Consider the following 23317-nt stretch of genomic DNA (forward strand, 5'->3'; position numbering starts at 1 on the left):
ATTTTATTGAGAGCTATTAAAATCCAACATTCAATCCAAGCGTCCAGCTTCTAGGTACAGGAAATCCTCTGGCTGTACCACCACTTTCAGGGTCTGTACCCAACCAATCAGTAAACGTTGCGAGATTCTTTCCACTGGCAAAAACTCTAGCATTGGCCAGTTTTATTTTATTTAAAATCGACTTTGGAACATTATATGTCAAAGACACATCTTGAATTCGTATAAAATTTCGACTTAGATAATAGTTGTGTAAAAATGGATTAGGATAGCCTAGTGAAGGGCGGGTATTAGATTTATTTTGGGGAGTCCACCATCCAGCATCCAAACGATTTACGGGACGATTAGGATAATTGCCAGAGCCTGACAAAAAATATTCTATGTCAAGTTCGTTGAGTGTAGCAATCCATCCTTGCATCGCATTGACAAATACCGAAAGAGAAAAGTTATAGTAATTAAATGTATTGGTGATTCCCCACCGAACCTTTGGTTGTCCCATTTGTCCTATGATTGTGCGGTCATCAGCAGCTGTTATTTTACCATCACCATTCAGGTCTTTTAGTTTCACATAGCCAGGTTTAAAACCAGATGGAATTTGGTCTCCTTCTTGATAAATGCCATCAAAGACATAATCATAAGCCACATTGACAGGCTGTCCAATAAACCATTTATTGCCAAGGTCATCGTCTTCTAAACCATCTCCATTGGTATCAGACTGATATAAGTGTACAATCTTATTTTTGTTGGTAGAAAATACTAGATTGGTATTCCATTCAAATTTTCCTTTGCGGAAGTTGGTAGAATTGAGACTAATTTCTAAGCCTTTATTGTTGGTAGCTCCCAAGTTTGTCCAGACAGAATTATAGCCGGTCATAGTTGGTAAAGAGCGCTCCATAAGCAAATTTTTGGTATTCATGTTATAAAGCTCGAAGGTACCACCCAATCGCCCTTTAAAAAGCTCAAAATCAACGGCTACATTAGAGGTGTAGGTAGTTTCCCACTTCAAATCTGCATTTGCCATAGAAGACGGATAAACACCTAGCGAAGAAGCTCCCCCGTCTCCAAACACATAGCGAGTAGTAGCAGAGAGACTAAGTGATTGATAAGGACTTATAGCTTGATTACCAACAGCCCCGTAAGAAGCTCTAAGCTTTATCATATCAATGAATGGAATACTTTCCATGAACTTTTCTTCTGAAAGAATCCACGAAAAAGCACCTGAAGGAAAAGTAGCATATTTGTTGTTAGCAGCAAAGACTGAGCTTCCATCACGACGAGCAGTGAGCGTAAGCAAGTATTTATCTTTGAATCTATAATTCAAACGAAACATCGACGATACACCATCAGAAGCAGCCGCCGACGAGGTATTGGTCAGAATCCCACCCAGTCCTAAATTGTTCCAGCCAAGAGCATCCGAAGACAATTGCGAAGCATTGGCAGTAGTTGATTCAAAACCTAGGTGATTTCGACCATAAAGTAAGGTCGCATCTAGTGCATGATTTTCATTAAATCTATGATTGTAAGCAAGAATATTCTCAAGTACCCAATCGGAGTCTTCCCGATTAAATTTACTTGCCGAGGTAGTATTTCCAGCAAAATACTTGTCTTGTCTAAAGAAATTATAATTATGCTGCCATCGATAATTAGGCGAATAATTAATTCGGTACGTCAACCCATCTACTTTGGGAATACTAAAGAGTACATAAAAATTTGCAAAGAGATTATTAGAAATTTCTTCGTTTGTCGTCAAGAGCGCACTGCGTACAGGATTGCCAGAAATTTGGTCTTCGGGGACTAGCCACTGTGTGGGTTCACCGTCTTCGTAAAAAGGAGTGCCGTAAGGGCTTACACTATACGGAGAATCAGCTTCTCTTCCTGAAAGATCACGACGCACATACGTGGCATTCATCCCAATAGTCAGCCATTTTGTTAAGTTATTTTCAATATTAGTTCTGAATGACAAACGTTTCTGATTATCATTAAAGATCAGCCCTTTTTCGTTTGTCAATGATGCCGACACATAATAGTTAGTGTTGTTTGTACGACCCGATATATTCAAATCGTAGGAGTTTATTTTTGCATTTTGAGATACCAAATCCCACGGGTCAATTGTTTGCCCTTTTTCGTAATTTACTAATTCAGAAGGTTGTAAATACGATTCGATTTGGGCTGGATCGTGGGTCAGTCCCGCAGCTTGACGATAATCTAATATCTTTTGAAGGTATCTTTCTGGCGTTAGAAGTTTTACTTTATAACTAAAATCAGAAACTCCACTAAACATATTAAAACGAATAGTAGGTTTTTCGGTCGTCCCCTTCTTTGAAGTAATCAAAATAATCCCATTGGCCGCCCGTGAACCATAGATAGCCGCTGCACTAGCATCTTTCAACACCTCCATAGATTCGATATCTGTGGGGTTTATATCGGCCAAATTTCCGTTAAAAAAGATACCATCTAATACGATAAGCGGATTATTCCCCCCACTCAACGACCGAGGCCCGCGCACTAAAATAGAGCCTCCTTGCCCTGGACGGCCGTTGTCTGTAAACTGTACCCCTGCTACTCTTCCACGCAAAGCTTGGGTTACATTGGTATTGGGCAGGTTTTCGGTTTGTTTCATTTCTACTTTGGCCACCGCCCCCGTCACAAAACGCTTCGATTGGGTACCATAGCCCACCACTACCACTTCATCTAAGGCTTTCTGATCCACTTTCAGATTGATGTCTATTTCTGTCTTAGAACCAATCTCAATGGTTTGAGTGAGATAGCCTACAAAACTCACCACCAACTGACCATCTTGGTCAGAAATACGAAGTTCGTATTTGCCATTGACGTCCGAAATAACTCCCCGCTGCGTGCCCTTGATGATAAGATTGACACCCGGTAAAGCGGCATTGTTTTCTGCATCTCGTACAGTTCCGCGCAATAGGCGTTCGGTAGCAGAAGCCATAAAAGAACAGAGAAGAAGCAATGATAAGGCACTTGCCCTTATCATTGGTTTAAGTAATACTCTTGATTGTAAAGGGTTTAACATAGCTTCGTTTGGATTTGAACAACTAGAATCAGATGTGGTTGCAAAGTTCCGTCAAAGCTCATTAAGCACCGTCCAATTAATTATCCACTATGTCCTCAAAATTATCATATCACTTTTCAATGGAATTTTATCATATTCCTAATTGTGGGTTTTTATGACCTCTAATCGCAATAATTACCCAAAAAATATCCTTATTAGCGCAAAGCAGGTTTTTTTGTGGTATTTTGAGGTAAAATATAATTATAGTAAACTTGCTAACACAATTCGGAAACTTAGCTTGATTGCTCCATGAAACCGCAATTTTATTTAGTCCCCAGAGATATTCGAAGTTCGCACATATCGCGCCACCACACCCTACCCAACTTCGGTACGGTATGGCATTATCATCCAGAATTGGAACTGCACTACATTGTGCGCGGTGAAGGGGTGCGATTTGTAGGAGATAATGTTAGCAATTTTAATGCAGGCGAACTATTGCTGCTGGGCGAAAACCTCCCTCATATGTGGCGCTGCAATGAAGAATATTTCAGGCAAGACCCTACTATCTCCGCCGAAGCAGTGGTAGTGCAATTTTTACCTGATTTTGTAGGAAATGATTTCTTAAAAAAATCAGAAGCAGACGCTATTTTGAGTTTGTATGATAAAGCTAAAGCAGGCTTAATCATTACGGGTCATGCACGCGAAGCGCTCATTCCACTTATGCTTAAATCCGCAAAAACCACTGGTCTGAATCGAATGATTCTTATTCTTACCATGTTGGAAACCCTTTCAAGCAGTGAAGAATTGTATCCTATTTCTACCAAAGACGCTCTCTATCAGCCCAATAAAGAAGAAACTGATCGCCTCAACAAAGTCTATAATTATACTTTGACGCACTACAAAAAAGACTTAACTCTCGAAGAAATCGCCTCTGTGGCCAATCTAAGTGTGACCTCATTTTGCCGTTATTTCAAAATGGTCACCAAAAAAACATTTCATGATTTCTTGATTGAAATCCGCATCAGTCATGCCCAACGGCTGCTCGTAGAAGATAGTTCGGTGACTACAGAAGCAGTATGTTTTGAATGTGGTTTCAACAATCGTTCTAATTTCTTTGGCCATTTTAAACGAATCACTGGCTTCACTCCAGTAGAGTTTAAGCGGCGCTGCCATCCTTAAATTCAAAGTAAGAAGGAGCATAAAATAGAAATCGGCATCCAATAACTTCGATGCCGATTCCCATAAAAAAATGATAGATGTATGTCTTTTTGACTAAGACTCGGAAGATTTACGGCGATATTCCATAAATACGGCCCCTACCAACAGCAACACCCAAGCAATAGCCGCAATCCTATCAATTTGCTGACCTGTTTTGACGGTTGGAGGATCAAACTTAAACTCAATTTTGTGTTTTCCGGCAGGCACCACCATACCTCTCAAGATATAATTGGCCCGAAAATGAGGGGTTTCTTGACCATCAACATAGGCTTTCCAATCGATTCCGCCACGATAATAAATCTCCGAAAAAATAGCGACTTGTGGCGTTTTGGCATCTGACTCATACGTAAGATGATTGGGCTTATAGTCGGTCAATCTGATTTTATTGGTTGAGTCGGCCTGTGGCTTCACATTTTGTAATTGTTCCCCAAATCTCTTATCTACAAAAGCCGTCTGAAGCGGGTCAAATTTTTCCAATGCGTTCAGTTCTTCGTCAGCATTATTTACAATCTTTACCTCTTTCACAAACCAAGCATTCCCCAACGCCTCAGGATTGCGCTGTACCATAGGCTGTCCGTCTTGACCGGGCACGATGAAATAACGCGTGTTCAACATGTTAAAAATAGCCATGTTGTTTTTGGTCATATGGGCATCTACTACTTCACGATAGCGCCGAAGTGTAGCACCATGATAGCCACCGAGTGATTTGTGAAAATAAGAAATACGCGCATCTTGGAATGGACTCGTAGTGAGATCAATCACGCGATAATTAGGGTCTTTGTCTTGCAAAATCTGTTGATCCACTGCCGACGGCTGAAACAAATCGTCGTGACTATAGTATTTGGGCTGAAAGCTATCGGCATTGAGGTAATGCTTATTGACAGTCCACATATCTACCAAAGTCAACAAGGCGATTCCTCCTACTACCACTGCCCCGTTTTTGAGTTTGTTGGTAACATAAGCCCACAAAAGCCCCGCCCCCAACAAAATAAATATCAAAGTGCGAAAAGAATCACTACGCAACATGCCCACTCTGTCTGAAAGCAAGGCATTATAAATATCATTGGCAGCGACACTATTATTGCCAAACTGTTGGGTCAAATTATTGACTAATGCCGCATCGTTGGGAGAACGAAAGTCAAAAACGCCCGGAACCAAGCTAAATAGCAATGCTACTCCGCCTGTAAGCCCCAAACTGATTAAAAACGGGCGCTGTAACACTTTCCACTCGGGTCGGTCTTCGATGATTTTTTTGAGCCCTAGTCCTGCCACCACTACCATACAAAGCTGAACAAGCGACAATGCCATACTTACCGCCCGAAACTTGTTAAACATCGGGAAGTAATCAAACAAGAAATAGTTGACTACACTGAAATTTTTACCCCAAGAAATAATCAAGAAAATAAGTGCACCCAACGCAAAAGGGTACTTGTATCGATTGTCGGCAATAAAAAGTCCTAACACAAACAAAAAACAAATAATCGCACCTGCATACACTCCGCCCCCTACAAAAGGCTGATCACCCCAATAAGAAGGCATAGTACGAGCCACTTGGAAAGCGGTTTCTGCCGGAATATTATAACGTTGCGTAAGTGCTTTATATACTTCCGATTTTTCATCTAATTCACCGTTGGAAGCTCCTCCCACAAAGTTCGGAATCAAGAGAGTCAATGATTCTAGTTTTCCATTGCTCCACCCAAAAGCATAATCGCGGTCTAGTCCTCCACTCGATTTTTTCTCACCTCCTGCTCCTACTTTAGGACTAAGTTCAGATTTTCCACGGATGGTCTCCTTACTATATTCATAAGTAGACCACAACACCGACAGGTCGTTTGCTACTACTACTACGGCCATTAATCCAATAAGCACACTTGCTTTTATAAAAGAAGCCGCTTGTTTTTGGCGAATTGCTCTTACCAATTCAAAAATTCCTAATACCCCAATAAGAAGCCCCGTATAATACGTAATCTGAGTGTGATTTGCCCATAGATTGAGGCCAAATCCCAAACTAAAAACCGCTGCTCCAAGCCACATTCGGCCTTTATAAGCCCATATCAAACCCGCCAACATAATCGGAACAAACCCCAGAGAATGGACTTTAGAAATATGCCCTGCTTCAATGATTTGAATATTGTAGGTAAAAAAAGCAAAGCCAATCGCTCCAAGTACACTGGTAAGCAAACCACACTCTAGCGCCATCAACAAAATATAAATACCAATAAGATAGAAGAAAATATACCCTCCTTGTCCAAATTTATTAACGAAAGTCCCGAGCGGAATCAAGGCTCCTTTTGAATGATGCCCCCAGATGAAATACGTAGGCATTCCTCCAAAAGTGCTATTGGTCCAGCCAGTCCATTCACCCGTTTGTTTATAAAACTCAGCCGCTTCATGGGAGGCCGCAGCGGCTTGTAATGGGTCATTCTGAATTAGCGTTTTTCCTTTCAAAACAGGGCTCATATACCCCCATGAAAGCACTGCAAAGCCCAAAACCACCAACAAATGCGGCAACAAAGCTTTGAGATTAAAGGATTTTTTCATTGGTATTTACAGATTAGGTGATGCTCAACTGCGGTCTAAAAACCGCCGTCATAAAAATTGTTTTGTTAAGAGTCTTTATGTTTAATATTTTCACAATAACGGCAAAAATAATCATTTAGGGGGTAAAATTACACGCTGTCCGTTGCTTCCCACAGCTACTAAATACCAGCGGTTGGGCGAGTGTAACGATACACCCGAAGGCAAAACTCCTAAAAATCCCGTATCTTGGTATTGTACATGGTGATGTTTTTCAAATAAATCGTACCGTTTTTGGAATAAAGTCGAATAAGCCACTTTATTACCACTCACCACCCACACTTCCTTGAGTACTACGCCGGGTTGATTAAATTTCACCCACCCTCGTAAAGCGATTTGATTATCAACGTTTTTGAGCCAATCTATATCATATTCTACAAGCTTATTTTGCAAAATCGTATCGGCCCTCACTTTCATGCCCTTTTCAATTTTGGCTAAACTTTCTTGTTCAGACAATAAGTTTGGTAAGGCTGGAGGCAAAAAAAGTCCTTCTTTTACCGACTTTATCAGCATGTCATTGGCATCTTTTAAGCGATAACTACCCGCTATCGGCAACCCATGCTGATAGAGCCAATTGTCGGCCACTCTCAGTTCTTTATTGTTTTCGATACGGGGCAAATACACTACTACAGATACTGCATAAAGACCCGCCGTACCAATAATACCTAGACCAATCACCCACTTTTTGAGCGGAGTGGCTACCCAATCTACCACTGTCAGAAACGAGAGTGCCAAAAACAAAGAGGAATTCATCCGATACCTCGATGGATAAGCTCCTTCTATGCCTCTTCCGTACCTATTGAGTGCTACTACCACCGCTGTAAGCACTAAAAATGCCAGAATAGCGTATAAATAAGTTTTTTTCAAAAAATATTTTTGGTAAGTCAAAAACAAAAACCATAAAATCCCAGTACCTCCTACTAGGGGAGCTACAAAAGGAATAGCTGGATGGTAAAAATTAGAACCCAAGAAGCTAGCCCAAAATAGAGCTAATTGTCCCCAATGAGCGTGCGCTATGGTATACCCAATCGAAGGATAATTGGGCGGCTGATGATACCCATAAAAATATCCTATCACCGCCAAAATCATGAAAATACTCCCAAAAATAATTTCCCTAAAACGCCTCTGAACCGCCCAAACCGCCAACACAATGGGTATCAGGAAAAGACCACTTCCTATCGTTCCTAGGGCCATGAGGGTGCTAAAGACAGTACCTAGCCAAGCCCACTTTCCGGGCCTAACAGCCCCATAAATCGCCAACGCTACCCAAGCATGAATACCAAAGTTAGCCAACGACGCCATACTCCAAAACGTATTGTCCCAAGATTGAAACTGAAATACCAGCAAAACCACCGGAATCAGTACCCAATACTTTAGATTGTTTTGAAAAAAATCGATACTCTTAAAAAGTAGAAACAACCAGACAAGCAAACTGACATTTCCGACCCATATCAAATCAGTAAAGTGAACACTACCCCGTAGATAGTAGTCAAAAAGAGAGATAAGTCGAATATAAAGAATGCGATGTTCGTTATGTTGTTCAAATAAGACCGATATTTTTTCGGAGACATCAGTAGACGACAACCATTTTTCTACTACTTCTAGCACCGCGATATAATCATCATAAAAAGGGAAATTATAACTATATATCGCCAAAATAAGGGCGTAAAAAACAACTACCAACAAACTGATAGTCAGAGCAATAACATTCCAAAACCTCTCACCTACTGGTAAGTTTACAGCAATTTTCATATTGCAAATATAGGAAGCAAATCACCTATCCTATTATGCTAATGTTATTTTAAAGTATGGTTATTTTTTTAAGAAAATTTTAAAATATTCGGTATTTCATCGAAATAGAAAATAAATTTGTGTGTTTGAAGTAGAAATCAGTAGTTTCTCTACTGTACCCTATGAAAATAAAAACCACCTTAATACCTAACTTATGATCAACAAAATTGCGGTTTTTACCTCTGGCGGTGACGCTCCCGGTATGAACGCTTGCATCCGCGCCGTAGTTCGTACTTCTATGTACTATGGCATCGAAGTCTTTGGCATTCGCCGTGGTTATAATGGCATGATTGCTGGTGACATCTATCAGATGACGTCTCATTCGGTCAGTAATATAATTCAACGTGGTGGTACCATTCTCAAGTCGGCCCGTAGCAAAGAATTTATGACCAAAGAAGGCAGACAAAAAGCATTCGAACAACTTCAAAAATTTGGAATCCAAGGTTTAGTAGCTATTGGCGGAAACGGAACATTTACGGGCGCTACTACCTTCTATGATGAATTTGGAATTCCAACTGTAGGTGCTCCGGGCACTATCGACAACGACCTTTACGGAACAGACTATACAATCGGCTACGATACCGCTGTAAATACAGCCCTCGAAGCTATCGACAAAATCAGAGACACCGCCGACTCCCACGACCGTGTGTTTTTTATTGAAGTAATGGGCCGTGACTCAGGCTATATCGCCATCCAATGCGGTATAGCGGGGGGCGCCGAAATCGTAATGGTTCCTGAGGTTTTGACACCTATCTCCGAAGTAGTCGAAACCCTCAAACAAGGCTGGAATCGCTCCAAATCGTCGTCTATCATCGTGGTAGCCGAAGGTGACGAAGAAGGAAACGCCGCCGAAGTAGCCGATAAAATCAAGGCTCGTTTGGAAGTAGATATGGACATCAGGGTAACTACCCTTGGCCACATTCAGCGCGGAGGAATCCCTACCGCCTACGACCGTATCTTGGCTAGCCGTCTAGGTTTAGGCGCCGTAGAAGGTCTGATGAATGGTGAGAAAAACGTAATGGTGGGGCTTATCAACAACGAAATCACTTATACTCCTTTCAGAGATACGATTCGATTGCCAAAACCCATCAACGAAGATATGCTACGCATGGTAAAAATATTGAGTACCTAGTATGTTGTTGGAATACTTTCTAAGTCAGTCGACTTAGAAAGTATTAAATATACCCTACTACTCGGTATACCGCGTACCCTATCATTTCGTGCCAAACCAACGTAAACATCGCGAGAGATCTTTCGGAAGGAAAAAGCTGGTCAAACCACAGTTCAGATTTGGTTTGTAAGTAGTGAGCCGGAAAGGGAATCACGTCCAATCCTGCTTTTTCAAAACATCCAATGGCACGCCGCATATGAAATGCCGATGTGATGATGACGCATTGCTTTAGCCCAAACTGCTGTTGTAGAATTTGAGCTGAAAAAGTCGCATTTTCGCGGGTATTTTTAGACCTTCCTTCCTGAATAATATCACTTTCGGGTACGCCAGCAGAAACAAGCAAGTGACGGATTCCGTCGTTTTCGGACGAATGCAACTGACCCGTAATAAGCGAAGTTTCGCCACCACTGATAATAATCTTTTTTATCTTGCCTGATTTATAAAGATTCAATGCTTGAATACCTCGGTCTCCACTCTCTCCAAGCCATAAATTGTGCGATAAGGTATCATACTTTTTGACCGTTCCGCCCAAAAGTATCACCCCCACTTCATAGGTTTTTGCTGGTAAAATAGGCGTAGGCTCCCAACGTTTTAAAAGACCATTTACCAATACATCATTGCTCATCAAGTAAAGCCCTATCAAAGCACCTATGATTATCTTACGACTTCGGGCACGGTTTTTGGTAATAAGCGCATAGATTACTGCCACAAATACCATAGTCAAGGGCATCATCAATACGTCAAAGGTCTTAGATAATATAAAAAACATAGAAAGTGTTTGATAACTAAAGTTGATTAAGGTCAATCGGAACGCTAAAAACGTAAAATTTTCGTTTAAATGACTAAAAATAAATCTTCTAATTTTGGGTTGAGTAAAACTAAATACACGATGAAATTAAAACTTCTTCTTTTCTTCTTCATTGTAGCTATCTATACTGATGCAGTTGCACAAGCAGGCTATCGCATCGAAGGACAAATCAAAGGGCTTAGTGGTGGCAATTGTTTCCTTGCCAACTATTATGCTACCCAAATTTATGCTAAAGATACCGCCCAAGCCGACGCCAACGGGCGATTTGTATTTGAAGGGAGCAAACCTCTATCGCAGGGGATTTATGAAATTGTATTACCAGACCGTAAAACCTTACTGCGGGTCTTAATTACGGAAGACCAAGACTTTAGCTTTTCTGCTGATACTACCGATATCATCGGCAAAACCAAAGTAACAGGTAGCCGCGACAATGAAATTTTCTACGAATTTCAGCAGTTTATGAAAAAAACGGAAGATGAATATCAGCAACTAAAAGCGCAAAAAATCCCCGAAACAAACCAGCGTTTTAAGGACCTTCAAGACAAACGCAAAACTTTTTATGACAATTTCATGAAGCAAAATGATGGTACGTTTACCGTCAAGCTCTTCAAAGCATCTGCCGACCCCGAAATCCCCCCAGCCCCTAAGCAAGCCAACGGCAAAATCGACTCAGCATGGGTATTTAATTATTATAAAAGCCATTTTTGGGACAATTTTGATTTTTCGGACGCCCGCATGTTGATGACGCCTTTTTTGCACCAAAAGCTTGATAGATACATCAAAGACCTCACCGTACAAGTCGAAGACTCTTTGGTCAAAGAAGCTGATTTTGTGGTGTCAAAAGCCATCAATGGCAAACAAAAAGACATCATCGCGTATACGATTTGGTTTATCACAAATCAGTACGAAACCCCAAAAACCGTAGGTACCGACGGGGTGTTTGTACACATGGCTGAGAAATATTACCTCACGGGTATCATGCCTGTCTCTGATAGCTCTACGCTCCAAAACGTCAAAGAGCGAGTCAAAGTACTTAAACCTCTTTTGGTTAATAAAATCATCCCTGACTTGGGCGTAATGAGCTACCGAGCCCCTGACCGCCTTGATTACATTCATGGCTCCAAAGCCGAATACGAAGTTGTGTTTTTTTATTCTCCTACCTGTGGCCACTGTCGCGAATCAGCCCCCAAACTCAAGGCATTTCATGATAAATTTAAACCTCAAGGAGTCGAAGTTATGACTATTGCTATTGAGGGCAGCGAAGAAGAATGGCGGAAGTTTATCAAAGAATTTAAGCTCGAAAATCTTGTCAATACTTATGGTATGGTAGCTTCGCGCCAGGTAGTATATCGCAATGATTACGATGTATTTTCCACTCCCACGGTGTATGTACTCGATAAAAACAAAAAAATCATTGCCCGTAGACTTGGCGTTGAAGATTTGGAACCATTTTTGAATGTCTATAAGAAACGATTAGCTATAGAACGCAAACCCTCAACCGCTAGTCGTCAATAACATTCTTACGAGGTTTGTCTCTCAAATTTGAGGGAGAGACAAACCTTGAGAACTTTCTCTAGGCTACATCATGAACAAACTTTATTCTTTGCTATTGGCTTTTTGGGTAAGCTTTACTGCTTTGGGGCAAACGGGTTATCATATCAAAGGAAATGTCAAAGGCGTCAAGCCAGAAGCGTTTACTTTGGCACATTATTTTGGTGCAAGTCAATACATCACTAAAGATACTGCCCAAGCCGACGCCAACGGCAACTTGGTCTTTGAAGGGGCTAAAGCACTCCCAGGAGGACTTTATATGATTTTGTCGCCTTCCAAAAAACGGGTAATGGACCTCATCATTGGTGCAGAGCAACACTTCAGTTTTAGTACCGATACGGCCAATATCGTCGGGCATATGCAAGTAAAAGGCTCACCCGACAGCGAATTATATTATAAATATCAACAGCACGTATCAGGATACACTTCTGAAATCAACCTCCTACAGAGACAGTTACAATTCAGGCAAGATCTCATGACGACGACCAAAATCAACAACCTTCGGCGTCAATTGATGGAGTATTACAAACAATTTGCTCAAGAAAATAGCAACAGTCTTACGGGAAAAATAATGCGAGCAGGCGCCGAAGTAGAATTACCTACTCCTCCCAAGCGCCCCGACGGCAAACCCGATTCGGCCTGGTTGTTTCATTATTATAAAGCTCATTTTTGGGATAATTTTGATTTTTCGGACGAGCGGTTAGTCCGTACCCCTATCCTTCAGCGCAAAATCGACCGCTACATGCAAGAGCTGACTTTACAACAAACCGATTCGCTGATTCAGTCGGCCGATTTTATCATCGAAAAAGCACTGAAAGCTGGTAACAAAGAAATGCAGGCTTATTGTATTTGGTACCTGACCAATCAGGCCGAAAACCCCACTATCATTGGCGGAGATGCGGTTTTTGTTCATTTAGCCGACAAATATTACTTGGGGGGACTCATGCCTATCACCGATCCCACTACCGTCGAAAACATCCGAGAGAAGGTAAATACGATAAAGCCTGTGTTAGTAGGCAAAACAATGCCCGCTCTTTCCCTTACCGATACCGCTGGCAAAGCTATTTCACTCAATGATTTAAAAAACAAATACGTCATTTTGTTTTTTTATGACCCTGATTGCGGTCACTGCCGACAATCTACTCCAGCTCTAAAGGCTTTGCAGGAAAAATATAAAACTACCTTAGATTTACAAGTCTTCGCGGCATCGGTAGCACGCGCGCCTGAACAATGGAAAAAATACATCCGTGATTTTGGGGTACAAAATTGGGTACACGGCTATGACTATAGCTTCCGAATCAACTTCCGCAAAGATTATGATGTCAACAATACCCCGATGATTTATGTATTGGACAAAAACAAAAAAATTATCGCCCGACGTATTCCCGTGGAGCAGCTAGAGGGTTTCTTGGATTATTATGAACAGATCCTTTCTGCCAAATAACAATATTAAATCCTAAAACATTGTCATTGGGAGTGTTAGAGAGCCGAAACAGGCTGCATCTATGAAGTGTCAAAGGTTTGTGGTCAAATAGATGATCCTAAAAACCTCATCTTATAACAAAAAGACCTTCTGTTTATGTCTGAGAGTCTGTACCTACTCAAATGTAAACAGAAGGTCTTTCAAGAATCATCTAAGTTCAGGATGACTCGTGTTTAATAGTTTTTATAATAATCTCGAATCTTATTTGTCAACCGATCATAGATGGGTTTACTAAATTCGATAAAGAGTTGCTGAGGAGGAGGAGGATTGAGTTCTTGGGCATTACAGATACGTTTTTGATCAGCGGTAAGAGCTCTCTCGTCACCGTTAAAATTACCCCATTCACAAAACCAATTGAAATCTCCTCTAAACTTCTCTTGCGTCACTACTGTCTTGCTATTAAAATTCATGATTTGCATATCCAAAAGTCCTGACGAAAGTACCGATTTTCGGGTACGGGTCAATTTGGCCGTTACTTTATTGTAAACAGGTACTTTCTTTCCTGCTACGGTAGCCTCTCCCACTTTTACCGAATCTTTGCTTGTTACTACTTCGGTATTTGACTGTACAAGGGTTTGTCCTACCACAAAATCATCAAATTCTAGCTTAATCACATGATCAGGTTTGAGTTTGATACTAGACGCTTCTTGAGGGGCATAAAACCGCACAAATTTATTAAGCCGTTGATTTGTGTTTAAAAATTCGTTTATCTTATTCTGAAAAAACTCATTACTAAGCTGATACATTCGTGAGGTAACCAACACCTGTTCGACCACCACCTTAAACGAAGCATAGTCATAAGACTCTTCCAATAGCGGCTGTACATTCCTAAATCCCCCTACTAAGCTATTACAAACCTCAAAATGATTGTAAGCCTCGCGGGCCATTTGTCGATTAGTTTTATTGCTCATGGCTTTCATTCCTGCTTCGTAGCGGTCGGCCGCAGCTTGATCGCGGGCAGTCCGTTCTTCATTTGAGAAATTTCGTACCGTAATCAATCGCTCACATGCAGGACATCGCCGCAAGGCATTATACATTTTGTTGAGACGGTCGTAGGCACTTACAACAGGTTCCCAATGAAAAGGCTCAGAAGAATTTTGATATTTGGCTATATCGTCCAGATTTTGCTGAATAGCCAAAGGATAAGCTTGTTTAAGAATATCAGCAGATGAAGAGCTATTGGGGCTTTCTCTAAGTTTTTCGGCGGCTCTAAAGACAGACTCCTCATAGTCTCCTCGTTTAAAAGCCTTTTTGGCCGACTTACACCCAATAAAAGTAAAGATTAAAACATAAGTGACCAGAACAAACGAATGTTTCATAAAAAATGAGTAAAATTTCAGTGTAATATGATGCAATAATAAAACTATTGGCCGACATCCTGGTTTTATTAATCACAGAATCAATATTCTCTTATTTAAAGGCAAATACAAACTCTTCTATTTCCTGCCTATTTTCTCATCATCTCATCTTGTTACGCTTCACTAAGTAAGCCGACAAAATCTGGTCATAACCTTTGGCTACATCAGCTTCAATAAAATCAATTTTATACTGACCACACTTAAGGCGTAGCTCCTGATAATACTTCTTGACGGCTTCTTGGTACTGTTTTTTGACTTGTCCGGGCTGAATCTTTACGCGTTCGCCCGATTCCAAATCAATGAATTCGTAAGGACGATCATCAAAAGCAAACTCTTCTTCGGTACGGCGGTCAGTCACATGAAACAAAAGTACTTCGTGGAGATTATGTCTTAGATGCTGCATCGCCGAAAAGATTTTGTCAGCTTGATTGACATCTTCAAACATATCACTAAAAATAACTACCAATGAGCGTTTATGGATTTTTTCGGCAATTTCGTGTAGTACGTCTGCTACGGTAGTTTTACGTTGCGTTTTAGGTTTTTGGAGCACTTGTTCTAGCTCCAAAAATATCTTGTGCACATGCGATGGTGTAGATTTGACAGGAGTCTGCACTTCTACTCCTTCCGAAAAAGTAGTGAGACTAACAGCATCTTTTTGCCGCTGTAGCAAGTTGGCAATCCCCGCCGCCGCCATGACGCTGAAGGTGATTTTATCGTGATTAGGCTCAGGATAATACATCGAAGAGGAGGTATCCACTAGCAAATGACACCGCAAGTTGGTTTCTTCTTCGTAGCGTTTTACAAAAAGACGGTCGCTTTTGGCAAATACCTTCCAATCAATGTGTCGGGTAGTTTCGCCAGTATTGTACAAGCGATGCTCCGCAAACTCTACCGAAAATCCATGAAAAGGGGATTTGTGAAGCCCCGTAATAAAACCCTCGACAAGCTGCCGAGCCAAAAACTCTAAATTTCCGTATTGTCTTACGCTTGCGATGTCTAAATTACGGGTGCTCATGATGTGATGTTAAGATTGAAAGGTGCAATACTAAGTCGTTTTTTGATTAACGATTTAGTTGGAGGATTATTAATGCGAAAACACCTTTTCTATAATATCGCCCGTGTCAGTGATGATTTCGTTTTTGCCCAACAAAACCATACCTTCCATACCTACTACCCTCAATTTAATGTTGGCGATTCCAGACCTGAGGATACCGATATGTTCGGCAGCGGCACGGGTCAAATCAATCAGCCTTGTATGATGATAAGGCCCTCGATCGTTGACGCGTACTATCACCGAGCGATTGTTTGATAGATTGGTAACTTCTATCATGGTATTGAAAGGAAGCGACCGATGTGCAGCTGTTAATTCTTTATGATTAAATTTTTCGCCGCAGGAGGTCTTGCGTCCATTAAACATTTGGGCATAAAAAGATGCTGTTCCCTGTTCTTCTTTACCCAATAATTGTGCCGAAGCTGGATTGTTTCCCAAAAACGACAACAATAAAAGTACATAAAATGTAGTCGAATACATAGGTTTTTTCGGGTTTAATTCTACAATAAATGGTCTTCCCACTGAGCTTTTCCCTCGAAGCCTACTCAAAAAAATGCAACCCCTTTTTGGAATTGGGGCTGAAAATTAAGCAAAAAAGTAATAGAATCTATGTTTTTTACAAATTTGCTTTTAAAGGCGTAAAAGTAACAACGTAAAAACCCATAACTTTATTTTAAGAAAATTTTGATAGCAAGCAACAAAAACCGTACTTTAGCGTTTGGATACACCTAAAACCTTATAAGGATAGTGGAAGATAAAGACAGAGAAAAAATCTACTCTAAGCGCGTAAAAGCCGGCAAAAGAACCTACTTTTTTGATGTGCGTTCGACACGTTCTAATGATTACTACCTAACCATCACAGAGAGTCGTCGTTTTCCTCAAGGAGACGGATTTGCTTATGAAAAGCATAAGATGTTTCTTTACAAAGAGGATTTTGACAAGTTTGTAGATGCTCTCCAAGAAACTGTAGATCACATCAAATCAGAGTTGATGCCTCATGTTGACTTTTCTCAGTATGCCGTTCGCGAAGAAGAAGATTACACTGGGAGCGATTTGAAGTGGGAATAATCCCTAAGTTATTAAATTATATATCTTGCCTCTAGTTCTTACTAGAGGCCTTTCGATTTTGTAGCTATCTCTAAAAATCGTAATTTCGCGGGCGTTTTGATGAAGCAATACTCAACCTTACTTCATCACAATCATCCATAACTCTTTTGAGGTATCTGTATAAACCTCAAATTCCAAACTATTAAATCCAGAAATGTCTCTTCAATGTGGTATTGTGGGATTGCCCAACGTCGGCAAATCTACCCTTTTTAGTGCTTTATCTAGTGCCAAAGCTGAGGCCGCCAATTACCCCTTTTGCACCATCGAACCCAACGTAGGCGTAGTAGAGGTGCCCGACGAACGCTTGCAGGTATTAGAGGGCTTAGTAAAACCTCAAAAACTGGTTCCTACTATCGTCGAAATCGTGGATATCGCGGGGCTTGTGAGAGGTGCCAGCAAAGGTCAAGGACTAGGTAATCAATTTTTAGCGAATATTCGAGAGGTAGACGCTATCATACATGTAGTACGCTGCTTCTCGGACGACAACATCGTTCACGTCGAAGGACGTGTCAATCCTGTAAGTGACAAAGAAATCATCGATTTAGAACTTCAATTGAAAGATTTAGAATCAATCGAAAAGAAGTTTAGCCGTGTCGAAAAAGCGGCACGCGTAGGCGATGCCAAAGCCAAAGTCGAATTAGATATTCTGAATCGGGTCAAAAGCGCCTTACTACAGGGCAAAAGTGTAAGAGCCGTTGGACTCTCAGAAGAAGAAAAAGCCACTATCGCCGACCTCCAACTACTCACCATCAAACCGGTGATTTATGTGGCCAATGTCGACGAAAACTCTATCCTCACCGGCAATGAGTACGTAGAGCAGCTCAAAGCTGCCATAGCCGAAGAAAATGCCGAAGTAATCGTATTGTGTGCGGCTATAGAATCACAAATTGCCGAAATGGAAGACCCCGACGAAAGAATCATGTTTTTGGGAGAATATGGTTTGAGCGAGTCGGGTCTCAACAAACTCATTAGAGCTTCTTACTCCATTCTCAATTTGATTACTTATTTCACGGCGGGTGTCAAAGAAGTACGTGCCTGGACAATCCAACGTGGCTGGAAAGCCCCGCAAGCGGCGGGTGTCATTCACACCGATTTTGAAAGAGGTTTTATTCGGGCAGAAGTGATTAAGCTCGCTGACTATGCTCAATACAAAACAGAAGCGGGTTGTCGTGAAGCAGGGAAGATTTCGGTAGAAGGAAAAGAATACGTAGTACAAGACGGTGATATCATGCACTTCCGTTTCAACGTCTAAATCTACTAAGATTACTATTTACAATAAAGGCTCAAAAATCTGAATTTTTGAGCCTTTATTGCGTTTACCACTGGGCCATTTCGTCGGGTTGCTTTTTGCCAAACAAAGCTCGGAATGTGCCTGCCATATGAATGACATTGTCGATACGATTTTTGGCTTGACTCAACAAATGAATACTGTAACCCTGTTCAATCATTTTACTAAAAGAATTGGAGAGCATATACATTTCTTCGATATTCACCGAAAAATCGTTGACTACATATTTCTGAAATCCTCTATCATTTTGATTAGAGAAATATAGCACAAGGCAGAAATTTTGACCCTCAAAATACGATATCACCCGGTCGGCGTCAAACTGCCGAGGCATTTCATCGTGGTCAATTAATCCATCTACTATGGCCACCTCCTCGTTGGTCATATAAAGATGGGGTGTGAGAAATATAGTTGGTTGATAGTTCATTTTTTCTAGTGTTCTGATTTTGGAATACTTAGCATTTATACTTAAAACGCTAAAATTTCAACAATAATTGCAGTATAATACCTAATTTCATAATTTTTTTTATAAAAAATTTAACTATTCAAAGCAACATCATAGTTTGCATTTAGAGTAAGTTTAAGCAAAAAAACCTTCAATAACAAATAATTGGTATCGTCAGAATAGTATTTGATTAATATCCACTAAAAAATCATTCCAGTCGCTCGTTTTTAGAACTAATTATTGTATAAAAACAATTTTAGTATAAAACAAAAAATGGGTAGCCTCCCCGAAGAAGCTACCCACTTTTTGCAAAATATATCTAGTCTTAACGTGAGATTTCTAATACCTCAAACTCCATAATTCCTGCCGGAACTTGGATTTGAGCGGCATCTCCTACTTTTTTTCCGAGCAAACCTCTTCCGATAGGAGACCCTACCGAAATCTTTCCTTGTTTAAGGTCGGCTTCTTCTTCTGCTACCAACATATAAGACATTACCGCGTTGTTTTTGCGGTTTTTGATTTTTACTTTTGAAAGAATCGACACTTGCGATAGGTCAATTGATGTCTCATCTAGTACTCGTGCATTTCCCAAAATCTCCTCTAACTTCGCAATTTTAGCCTCATGCAACCCTTGGGCTTCTTTGGCTGCATCATATTCAGCATTTTCGCTCAAATCACCTTTATCGCGAGCTTCAGCTATCGCCCTTGCTATCTCCTGACGTCCTCGCGTTTTTAAGTCTTGCAACTCAGCCTTAAGCTTGTTCAGACCTTCTTCGGTGTAGTACTGTATCTTAGCCATTTTGCTTTCTTATACGTTAATTGTTAATGGTTTTATGTAATAGTAGCAATATTTTCTTCACTTTAGGGCAAAAAAAAAGAACGGTGAAATGACCGCTCTACCAAAGTGATTGTAGAATCTGTCACTTCTTCCTTAAGACCGAAAAGTATTTTGTGTGTCGGTTCATGGTCGAAATTTGAAAGACAAAAATAGCAATATTTGCAATCGAAATCAATACTCATAACGGTTGCGTCCAAAAAAACATCCCGATAATCTAATAAACATGGCAAAACTCAGAATTATTTTCATGGGGACTCCCGAATTTGCTGTCGAGAGCTTACAAAATCTTATTGAAAACGACTACCACGTAGTGGCAGTAGTGACTGCTCCCGACAAACCCGCCGGACGTGGCCTCCAACTCACCCCCTCACCCGTCAAAGCGTATGCCCTTTCAAAGGGAATCCCTATACTCCAACCCGAACGCCTTAAAAACCCGCAATTTTTGGAGGAACTAAAAAGCTACCATGCTGATTTACAGGTAGTAGTGGCCTTCAGAATGCTACCTGAGGCAGTGTGGGATATGCCCCCCAAAGGCACTTTCAACTTGCATGCCTCCCTACTCCCGCAATACCGTGGCGCCGCCCCTATCAATTGGGCTATTATCAATGGTGAGACACAGACCGGTGTCACTACTTTTTTTCTTGAACATGAGATTGATACTGGAAAAATCATTTTTCAAGAAACCGAGCCGATTCACCCTGACGACAATGTGGGAACTCTCTACCAACGACTCATGCGCAAAGGCGGGGAGTTGGTAGTACGCACCGTGCGAGCCATCGAAGAGGGAGATTATCCCCAAGTCCCCCAACCCCACTTGGAGGTTATCAAAAATGCGCCCAAAATATTTAAGGAAACCTGCGAAATCAACTGGAACCAATCGACTGAAGCTATTCGCAATTTTATCAGAGGGCTGTCGCCTTATCCAGCGGCATGGACTTACCTAAACGGCAAAACCTGCAAGATTTTTCGAGCCACAGTGGCTGCTACTTCTACAGAGCCTTCTGAACTTCAATGGAAAACCGACCACAAGACTTTTCTTCATTTCAAAACCTCCGATGGTTGGCTAGCCATTGAAGATTTACAACTTGAAGGTAAAAAAAGAATGGGAATCGAGGAGTTTTTACGCGGTGCCAAACTCCCTTCTAGTCACTAACTCTAAGTATATTTACCCTCAATTAAGCAGTTTCATTTTTTCATTATCATCTCCTCTATGATACGTCACCGATTAGCCATTAGTCTGATTTTTTTGGTGTGTGGTTATATTTATACCAATTGGAGCACCCGGCTGCCGCATATCCAAACTCAATTTGACCTTTCCAATAGCACTTTGGGACTTGTATTGCTATGTGTCGCTATTGGATCTTTGACTTCTATGCCCCTGACAGGATGGCTCGTGGCTCAGCGAGGTAGTAAGTTTTCGACTACACTTTCGGCATTATTGTTTTGCGGGACATTGTTTCTATTTCCCTTAGCCCACAATACTTGGCAACTTAGTATTTTCTTTTATGTTGTTGGTTTTTTTACGGGAGCATTAGATGTAGCTATGAATGCCCAAGCAGTGGCCTTGGAGCAACGCGCCGCTCAACCTATGATGTCGTCGTTTCATGCTATTTTTAGCATTGGGATGATGCTTGGAGCTCTTACAAGCTCATTCTTTGTACAATACGACATTTATTCGCATTTTTTTATTGTCTCTGGTGCCTGCTTAGTACTCACTATCGCTTGTATTCCTTATTTGGTCAAAGACGCCACCGAGCCTACCGATGAAGGTTTTAAACTAGTATGGCCCGGCAAGGCACTCCTATTGATGGGAATTATTGCTTTTTGTGCCATGCTAGGCGAAGGGGCTATGGCTGATTGGAGTACAAACTACCTCAAAAATGTCATCAACACCACCGACGCTTTAGCTCCTCTGGGCTTGTCTTCCTTCTCAGCGGCTATGACACTCGGTAGATTTGGGGGAGATAAAGTACGCTCTTGGCTAGGCGATCGAAAACTCATTTTTCTCAATTCTCTCCTTGCTACTTTAGGACTCATCGTAGCCTTGTCGTTTTCGTCGGTTTGGGGCGTTATTGTAGGGCTTTTTGCAGTGGGATTAGGGCTTTCGACTATCATTCCGGTAGTGTATAGCCAAGCAGGTCACCATCCATCTCTTCCCAATGGAGTAGGGCTAGCGATGGTCACTACATTAGGTTATTTTGGATTTTTGTTTGGTCCCCCTGTTATTGGTTTCTTGGCAGATTGGCAAGGATTGCGATTTGCGCTTTTTTTTGTGGTGGGTTTGTTTAGCGTGATGCTCCTCCTGAGCCGCAAAATCACCTAGTATTCACTAAAGTTTTGATAAATAGAATCCATAATTCTGACAAAGTGGGCGTAGTCTTCTTCATTGAGACTTCCCCAGCCTTGTCGGCGGATTTCTTTTACTACTGGCAATACCGTCTCAAAAGTTTTAATTCCTTCTGGCTGAAGGTAAATATTGAACTTACGCCTGTCTTCTTCCGACATACGGCGCTCAACAAGGCCTTTTTTGACCAGTAAATCCAAAATGCGAGTTACAGTGGGAGCGTCTTTGGTAGTAAGCTCTGCGAGTGTATTCTGACTAATACCCTGATTGCGAGCCACGTGGTCAATCAGCACCCATTGATCTACCGTTAAGTCAAAGCCAGATTCATTAAAACGCTTTTGTAAAACGTTTCGGATTTTCTTGATAGTGGTATCAATCTTAAAAAAATACGCCCGAGAGTCGGAAGGATGTGTCATTGGTTTAGCAAATATGTGGGTCGCTGTATGGCAAGCTTTAGCCTGCTAATAATTGTTTTACAAAATAACGTAGGATTTTTAAAAGCAGCAAAACCTATTGCCAAAATCCCCATCGCAAAATGAAATTTTGTTTTGGTTGTTTTTTTCGAAAAAAAACCAAACCCACCGCTAGCAAATCGATAGTGACCGTAACCGAAGGATGAGCTTTGATGTATTCCCAAGCGGCTTCCATCTCGGTGGACCAGTGAATATCATCAAAAACAAACAGGCTGTTTTCATGTGCTTTGGTGAGGCAGGTTTCAAAGTATTTTATTGTAGGTTCGTAGCGATGATTGGCATCAAAAAATGCAAAATCTATTTTAGAATAAGCTTCCACCTGTGACTTGAGTGATAAATCTAGATTTCCAGTAATGATGCGAATATCAGTGGCGATGTCATGTTTTGTGGTCTGGTAAGCCTCCTGTGCTCGCCGAAAGTTTTGTTCCGCTACTTTTGCCGTTTCGGGACAGCCTTCAAAGGTAGTAATATGAGCGTCAGGATTAGCGGCGGCCATATAAAGCGTAGTCAGTCCCAGCGACGTTCCTAAATCAAAAATGTGCTGGTAGTCAAATCGCTTTATTAGTCGATAAAATAACCGTCCTAATTTGGCCGATTTTTTGGAGTTTTGGGCAATATCTCTTACCTCCCTAATAGGCGAAACGTTGACTTTAGAGCCAGCGCCATAATCAGTAATACGAAGCTGCTGTCGACTTTGAAGCATCTGCTGCCGAATCGACTCTATCACCTCAAACTCAGCATCAATGGGATCTTTTTTGATAGTATTTAGATACAAATCGAACACAAAAGGAGAATGCAAACCGTGTT

The 23317-nt window shown here is 41.2% G+C and carries 19 protein-coding genes; 8 read left to right on the forward strand and 11 right to left on the reverse strand.

From position 1 onward, the window contains the following. Positions 1 to 16: 16 nt before the first annotated feature. Positions 17 to 3031, reverse strand: a complete 3015-nt coding sequence (locus tag G563_RS34705) for a SusC/RagA family TonB-linked outer membrane protein (protein WP_084650858.1) — start codon at positions 3029 to 3031, stop codon at positions 17 to 19. 288 nt (positions 3032 to 3319) lie between these two features. Here G563_RS34705 and G563_RS0113800 point away from each other — a divergent pair, with 288 nt between their 5' ends. Continuing rightward, on the forward strand, positions 3320 to 4189 hold the full coding sequence (locus G563_RS0113800) for an AraC family transcriptional regulator (RefSeq protein ID WP_028665829.1): 870 nt from the start codon (positions 3320 to 3322) through the stop codon (positions 4187 to 4189). Positions 4190 to 4282: 93 nt separating this feature from the next. On the opposite strand, the gene G563_RS0113805 is transcribed toward G563_RS0113800, so the two are convergent. Both G563_RS0113805 and G563_RS0113810 read right to left on the reverse strand, forming a co-directional pair. Beyond that, positions 4283 to 6769, reverse strand: coding sequence for a YfhO family protein (locus tag G563_RS0113805; protein WP_028665830.1), 2487 nt, complete (start codon positions 6767 to 6769; stop codon positions 4283 to 4285). 111 nt (positions 6770 to 6880) lie between these two features. Beyond that, on the reverse strand, positions 6881 to 8557 hold the full coding sequence (locus G563_RS0113810) for a hypothetical protein (RefSeq protein ID WP_028665831.1): 1677 nt from the start codon (positions 8555 to 8557) through the stop codon (positions 6881 to 6883). 196 nt (positions 8558 to 8753) lie between these two features. Between G563_RS0113810 and pfkA the strand changes: the two genes are divergently transcribed. Beyond that, on the forward strand, positions 8754 to 9728 hold the full coding sequence (gene pfkA, locus G563_RS0113815) for a 6-phosphofructokinase (RefSeq protein ID WP_028665832.1): 975 nt from the start codon (positions 8754 to 8756) through the stop codon (positions 9726 to 9728). Positions 9729 to 9771: 43 nt separating this feature from the next. Here the strand turns inward: pfkA and G563_RS0113820 are convergent, their stop codons facing one another. Continuing rightward, a complete protein-coding gene (locus G563_RS0113820) occupies positions 9772 to 10536 on the reverse strand; it encodes a YdcF family protein (protein ID WP_028665833.1) in 765 nt (254 codons plus the stop codon). A 120-nt stretch (positions 10537 to 10656) separates the two neighbouring features. On the opposite strand from G563_RS0113820, the gene G563_RS0113825 reads away from it, so the two are divergent. Together G563_RS0113825 and G563_RS0113830 are read left to right on the forward strand one after the other, a co-directional pair. Then, entirely contained in the window at positions 10657 to 12090 is a 1434-nt protein-coding gene (locus G563_RS0113825) for a TlpA family protein disulfide reductase (protein ID WP_037326863.1), read from the forward strand. Between the two features lie 70 nt (positions 12091 to 12160). Next, complete coding sequence (locus G563_RS0113830) at positions 12161 to 13570, forward strand: TlpA family protein disulfide reductase (RefSeq protein WP_028665835.1); 1410 nt, start codon at positions 12161 to 12163, stop codon at positions 13568 to 13570. A 212-nt stretch (positions 13571 to 13782) separates the two neighbouring features. Here the strand turns inward: G563_RS0113830 and G563_RS0113835 are convergent, their stop codons facing one another. The 3 genes from G563_RS0113835 to G563_RS0113845 form a co-directional block, all read right to left on the reverse strand. Beyond that, positions 13783 to 14928: a hypothetical protein gene (locus G563_RS0113835; RefSeq protein ID WP_028665836.1), complete on the reverse strand. Its 1146-nt coding sequence runs from the start codon at positions 14926 to 14928 to the stop codon at positions 13783 to 13785. 139 nt (positions 14929 to 15067) lie between these two features. Beyond that, positions 15068 to 15982 (reverse strand): DUF58 domain-containing protein, encoded by a 915-nt coding sequence (locus G563_RS0113840; RefSeq protein WP_028665837.1) that lies wholly within the window; start codon positions 15980 to 15982, stop codon positions 15068 to 15070. A gap of 69 nt (positions 15983 to 16051) precedes the next feature. Further along, positions 16052 to 16498, reverse strand: a complete 447-nt coding sequence (locus tag G563_RS0113845; protein WP_028665838.1) for a septal ring lytic transglycosylase RlpA family protein — start codon at positions 16496 to 16498, stop codon at positions 16052 to 16054. A 267-nt stretch (positions 16499 to 16765) separates the two neighbouring features. On the opposite strand from G563_RS0113845, the gene G563_RS0113855 reads away from it, so the two are divergent. Both G563_RS0113855 and ychF read left to right on the forward strand, forming a co-directional pair. Next, positions 16766 to 17086 (forward strand): DUF3276 family protein, encoded by a 321-nt coding sequence (locus tag G563_RS0113855; protein WP_028665839.1) that lies wholly within the window; start codon positions 16766 to 16768, stop codon positions 17084 to 17086. A 193-nt stretch (positions 17087 to 17279) separates the two neighbouring features. Further along, a complete protein-coding gene (ychF, locus tag G563_RS0113860; protein ID WP_028665840.1) occupies positions 17280 to 18377 on the forward strand; it encodes a redox-regulated ATPase YchF in 1098 nt (365 codons plus the stop codon). A gap of 64 nt (positions 18378 to 18441) precedes the next feature. Here the strand turns inward: ychF and G563_RS0113865 are convergent, their stop codons facing one another. Together G563_RS0113865 and greA are read right to left on the reverse strand one after the other, a co-directional pair. Beyond that, positions 18442 to 18795 carry a hypothetical protein gene (locus G563_RS0113865; RefSeq protein ID WP_028665841.1) on the reverse strand — a complete coding sequence of 118 codons (354 nt, stop codon included), beginning with the start codon at positions 18793 to 18795 and terminating at the stop codon, positions 18442 to 18444. A 385-nt stretch (positions 18796 to 19180) separates the two neighbouring features. Continuing rightward, the gene (gene greA / locus G563_RS0113870; protein WP_028665842.1) at positions 19181 to 19654 is read right to left on the reverse strand and encodes a transcription elongation factor GreA; all 474 of its coding nucleotides are present in this window, start codon (positions 19652 to 19654) and stop codon (positions 19181 to 19183) included. Positions 19655 to 19916: 262 nt separating this feature from the next. Here greA and fmt point away from each other — a divergent pair, with 262 nt between their 5' ends. Both fmt and G563_RS34710 read left to right on the forward strand, forming a co-directional pair. Further along, entirely contained in the window at positions 19917 to 20846 is a 930-nt protein-coding gene (gene fmt, locus G563_RS0113875) for a methionyl-tRNA formyltransferase (RefSeq protein WP_028665843.1), read from the forward strand. A gap of 57 nt (positions 20847 to 20903) precedes the next feature. Then, positions 20904 to 22016 carry an MFS transporter gene (locus G563_RS34710; protein ID WP_051210971.1) on the forward strand — a complete coding sequence of 371 codons (1113 nt, stop codon included), beginning with the start codon at positions 20904 to 20906 and terminating at the stop codon, positions 22014 to 22016. Here the strand turns inward: G563_RS34710 and G563_RS0113885 are convergent. Both G563_RS0113885 and G563_RS0113890 read right to left on the reverse strand, forming a co-directional pair. After that, a complete protein-coding gene (locus G563_RS0113885; RefSeq protein ID WP_028665844.1) occupies positions 22013 to 22453 on the reverse strand; it encodes a MarR family winged helix-turn-helix transcriptional regulator in 441 nt (146 codons plus the stop codon). The genes G563_RS34710 and G563_RS0113885 overlap by 4 nt on opposite strands. A gap of 94 nt (positions 22454 to 22547) precedes the next feature. Next, positions 22548 to 23309 carry an O-methyltransferase gene (locus G563_RS0113890; protein WP_229598506.1) on the reverse strand — a complete coding sequence of 254 codons (762 nt, stop codon included), beginning with the start codon at positions 23307 to 23309 and terminating at the stop codon, positions 22548 to 22550. Positions 23310 to 23317: the final 8 nt, after the last annotated feature.

Origin of the sequence: Runella zeae DSM 19591, from assembly GCF_000423565.1 — a bacterium.
Classification (GTDB): Bacteria; Bacteroidota; Bacteroidia; order Cytophagales; family Spirosomataceae; genus Runella; species Runella zeae.

What these genes read in the sequence shown, in the direction of transcription:
- G563_RS34710 (WP_051210971.1), top strand. Translation starts at nt 20,904, where the DNA reads ATGATACGTCACCGATTAGCCATTAGTCTGATTTTTTTGGTGTGTGGT.
- G563_RS0113845 (WP_028665838.1), bottom strand. Translation starts at nt 16,498, where the DNA reads ATGTATTCGACTACATTTTATGTACTTTTATTGTTGTCGTTTTTGGGA.
- G563_RS0113825 (WP_037326863.1), top strand. Translation starts at nt 10,657, where the DNA reads ATGAAATTAAAACTTCTTCTTTTCTTCTTCATTGTAGCTATCTATACT.
- G563_RS0113820 (WP_028665833.1), bottom strand. Translation starts at nt 10,536, where the DNA reads ATGTTTTTTATATTATCTAAGACCTTTGACGTATTGATGATGCCCTTG.
- greA (WP_028665842.1), bottom strand. Translation starts at nt 19,654, where the DNA reads ATGGCTAAGATACAGTACTACACCGAAGAAGGTCTGAACAAGCTTAAG.
- G563_RS0113885 (WP_028665844.1), bottom strand. Translation starts at nt 22,453, where the DNA reads ATGACACATCCTTCCGACTCTCGGGCGTATTTTTTTAAGATTGATACC.
- G563_RS0113800 (WP_028665829.1), top strand. Translation starts at nt 3,320, where the DNA reads ATGAAACCGCAATTTTATTTAGTCCCCAGAGATATTCGAAGTTCGCAC.
- ychF (WP_028665840.1), top strand. Translation starts at nt 17,280, where the DNA reads ATGTCTCTTCAATGTGGTATTGTGGGATTGCCCAACGTCGGCAAATCT.
- G563_RS0113865 (WP_028665841.1), bottom strand. Translation starts at nt 18,795, where the DNA reads ATGACCAACGAGGAGGTGGCCATAGTAGATGGATTAATTGACCACGAT.
- G563_RS0113835 (WP_028665836.1), bottom strand. Translation starts at nt 14,928, where the DNA reads ATGAAACATTCGTTTGTTCTGGTCACTTATGTTTTAATCTTTACTTTT.
- G563_RS0113840 (WP_028665837.1), bottom strand. Translation starts at nt 15,982, where the DNA reads ATGAGCACCCGTAATTTAGACATCGCAAGCGTAAGACAATACGGAAAT.
- G563_RS0113805 (WP_028665830.1), bottom strand. Translation starts at nt 6,769, where the DNA reads ATGAAAAAATCCTTTAATCTCAAAGCTTTGTTGCCGCATTTGTTGGTG.
- fmt (WP_028665843.1), top strand. Translation starts at nt 19,917, where the DNA reads ATGGCAAAACTCAGAATTATTTTCATGGGGACTCCCGAATTTGCTGTC.
- G563_RS0113810 (WP_028665831.1), bottom strand. Translation starts at nt 8,557, where the DNA reads ATGAAAATTGCTGTAAACTTACCAGTAGGTGAGAGGTTTTGGAATGTT.
- G563_RS0113830 (WP_028665835.1), top strand. Translation starts at nt 12,161, where the DNA reads ATGAACAAACTTTATTCTTTGCTATTGGCTTTTTGGGTAAGCTTTACT.
- G563_RS34705 (WP_084650858.1), bottom strand. Translation starts at nt 3,031, where the DNA reads ATGTTAAACCCTTTACAATCAAGAGTATTACTTAAACCAATGATAAGG.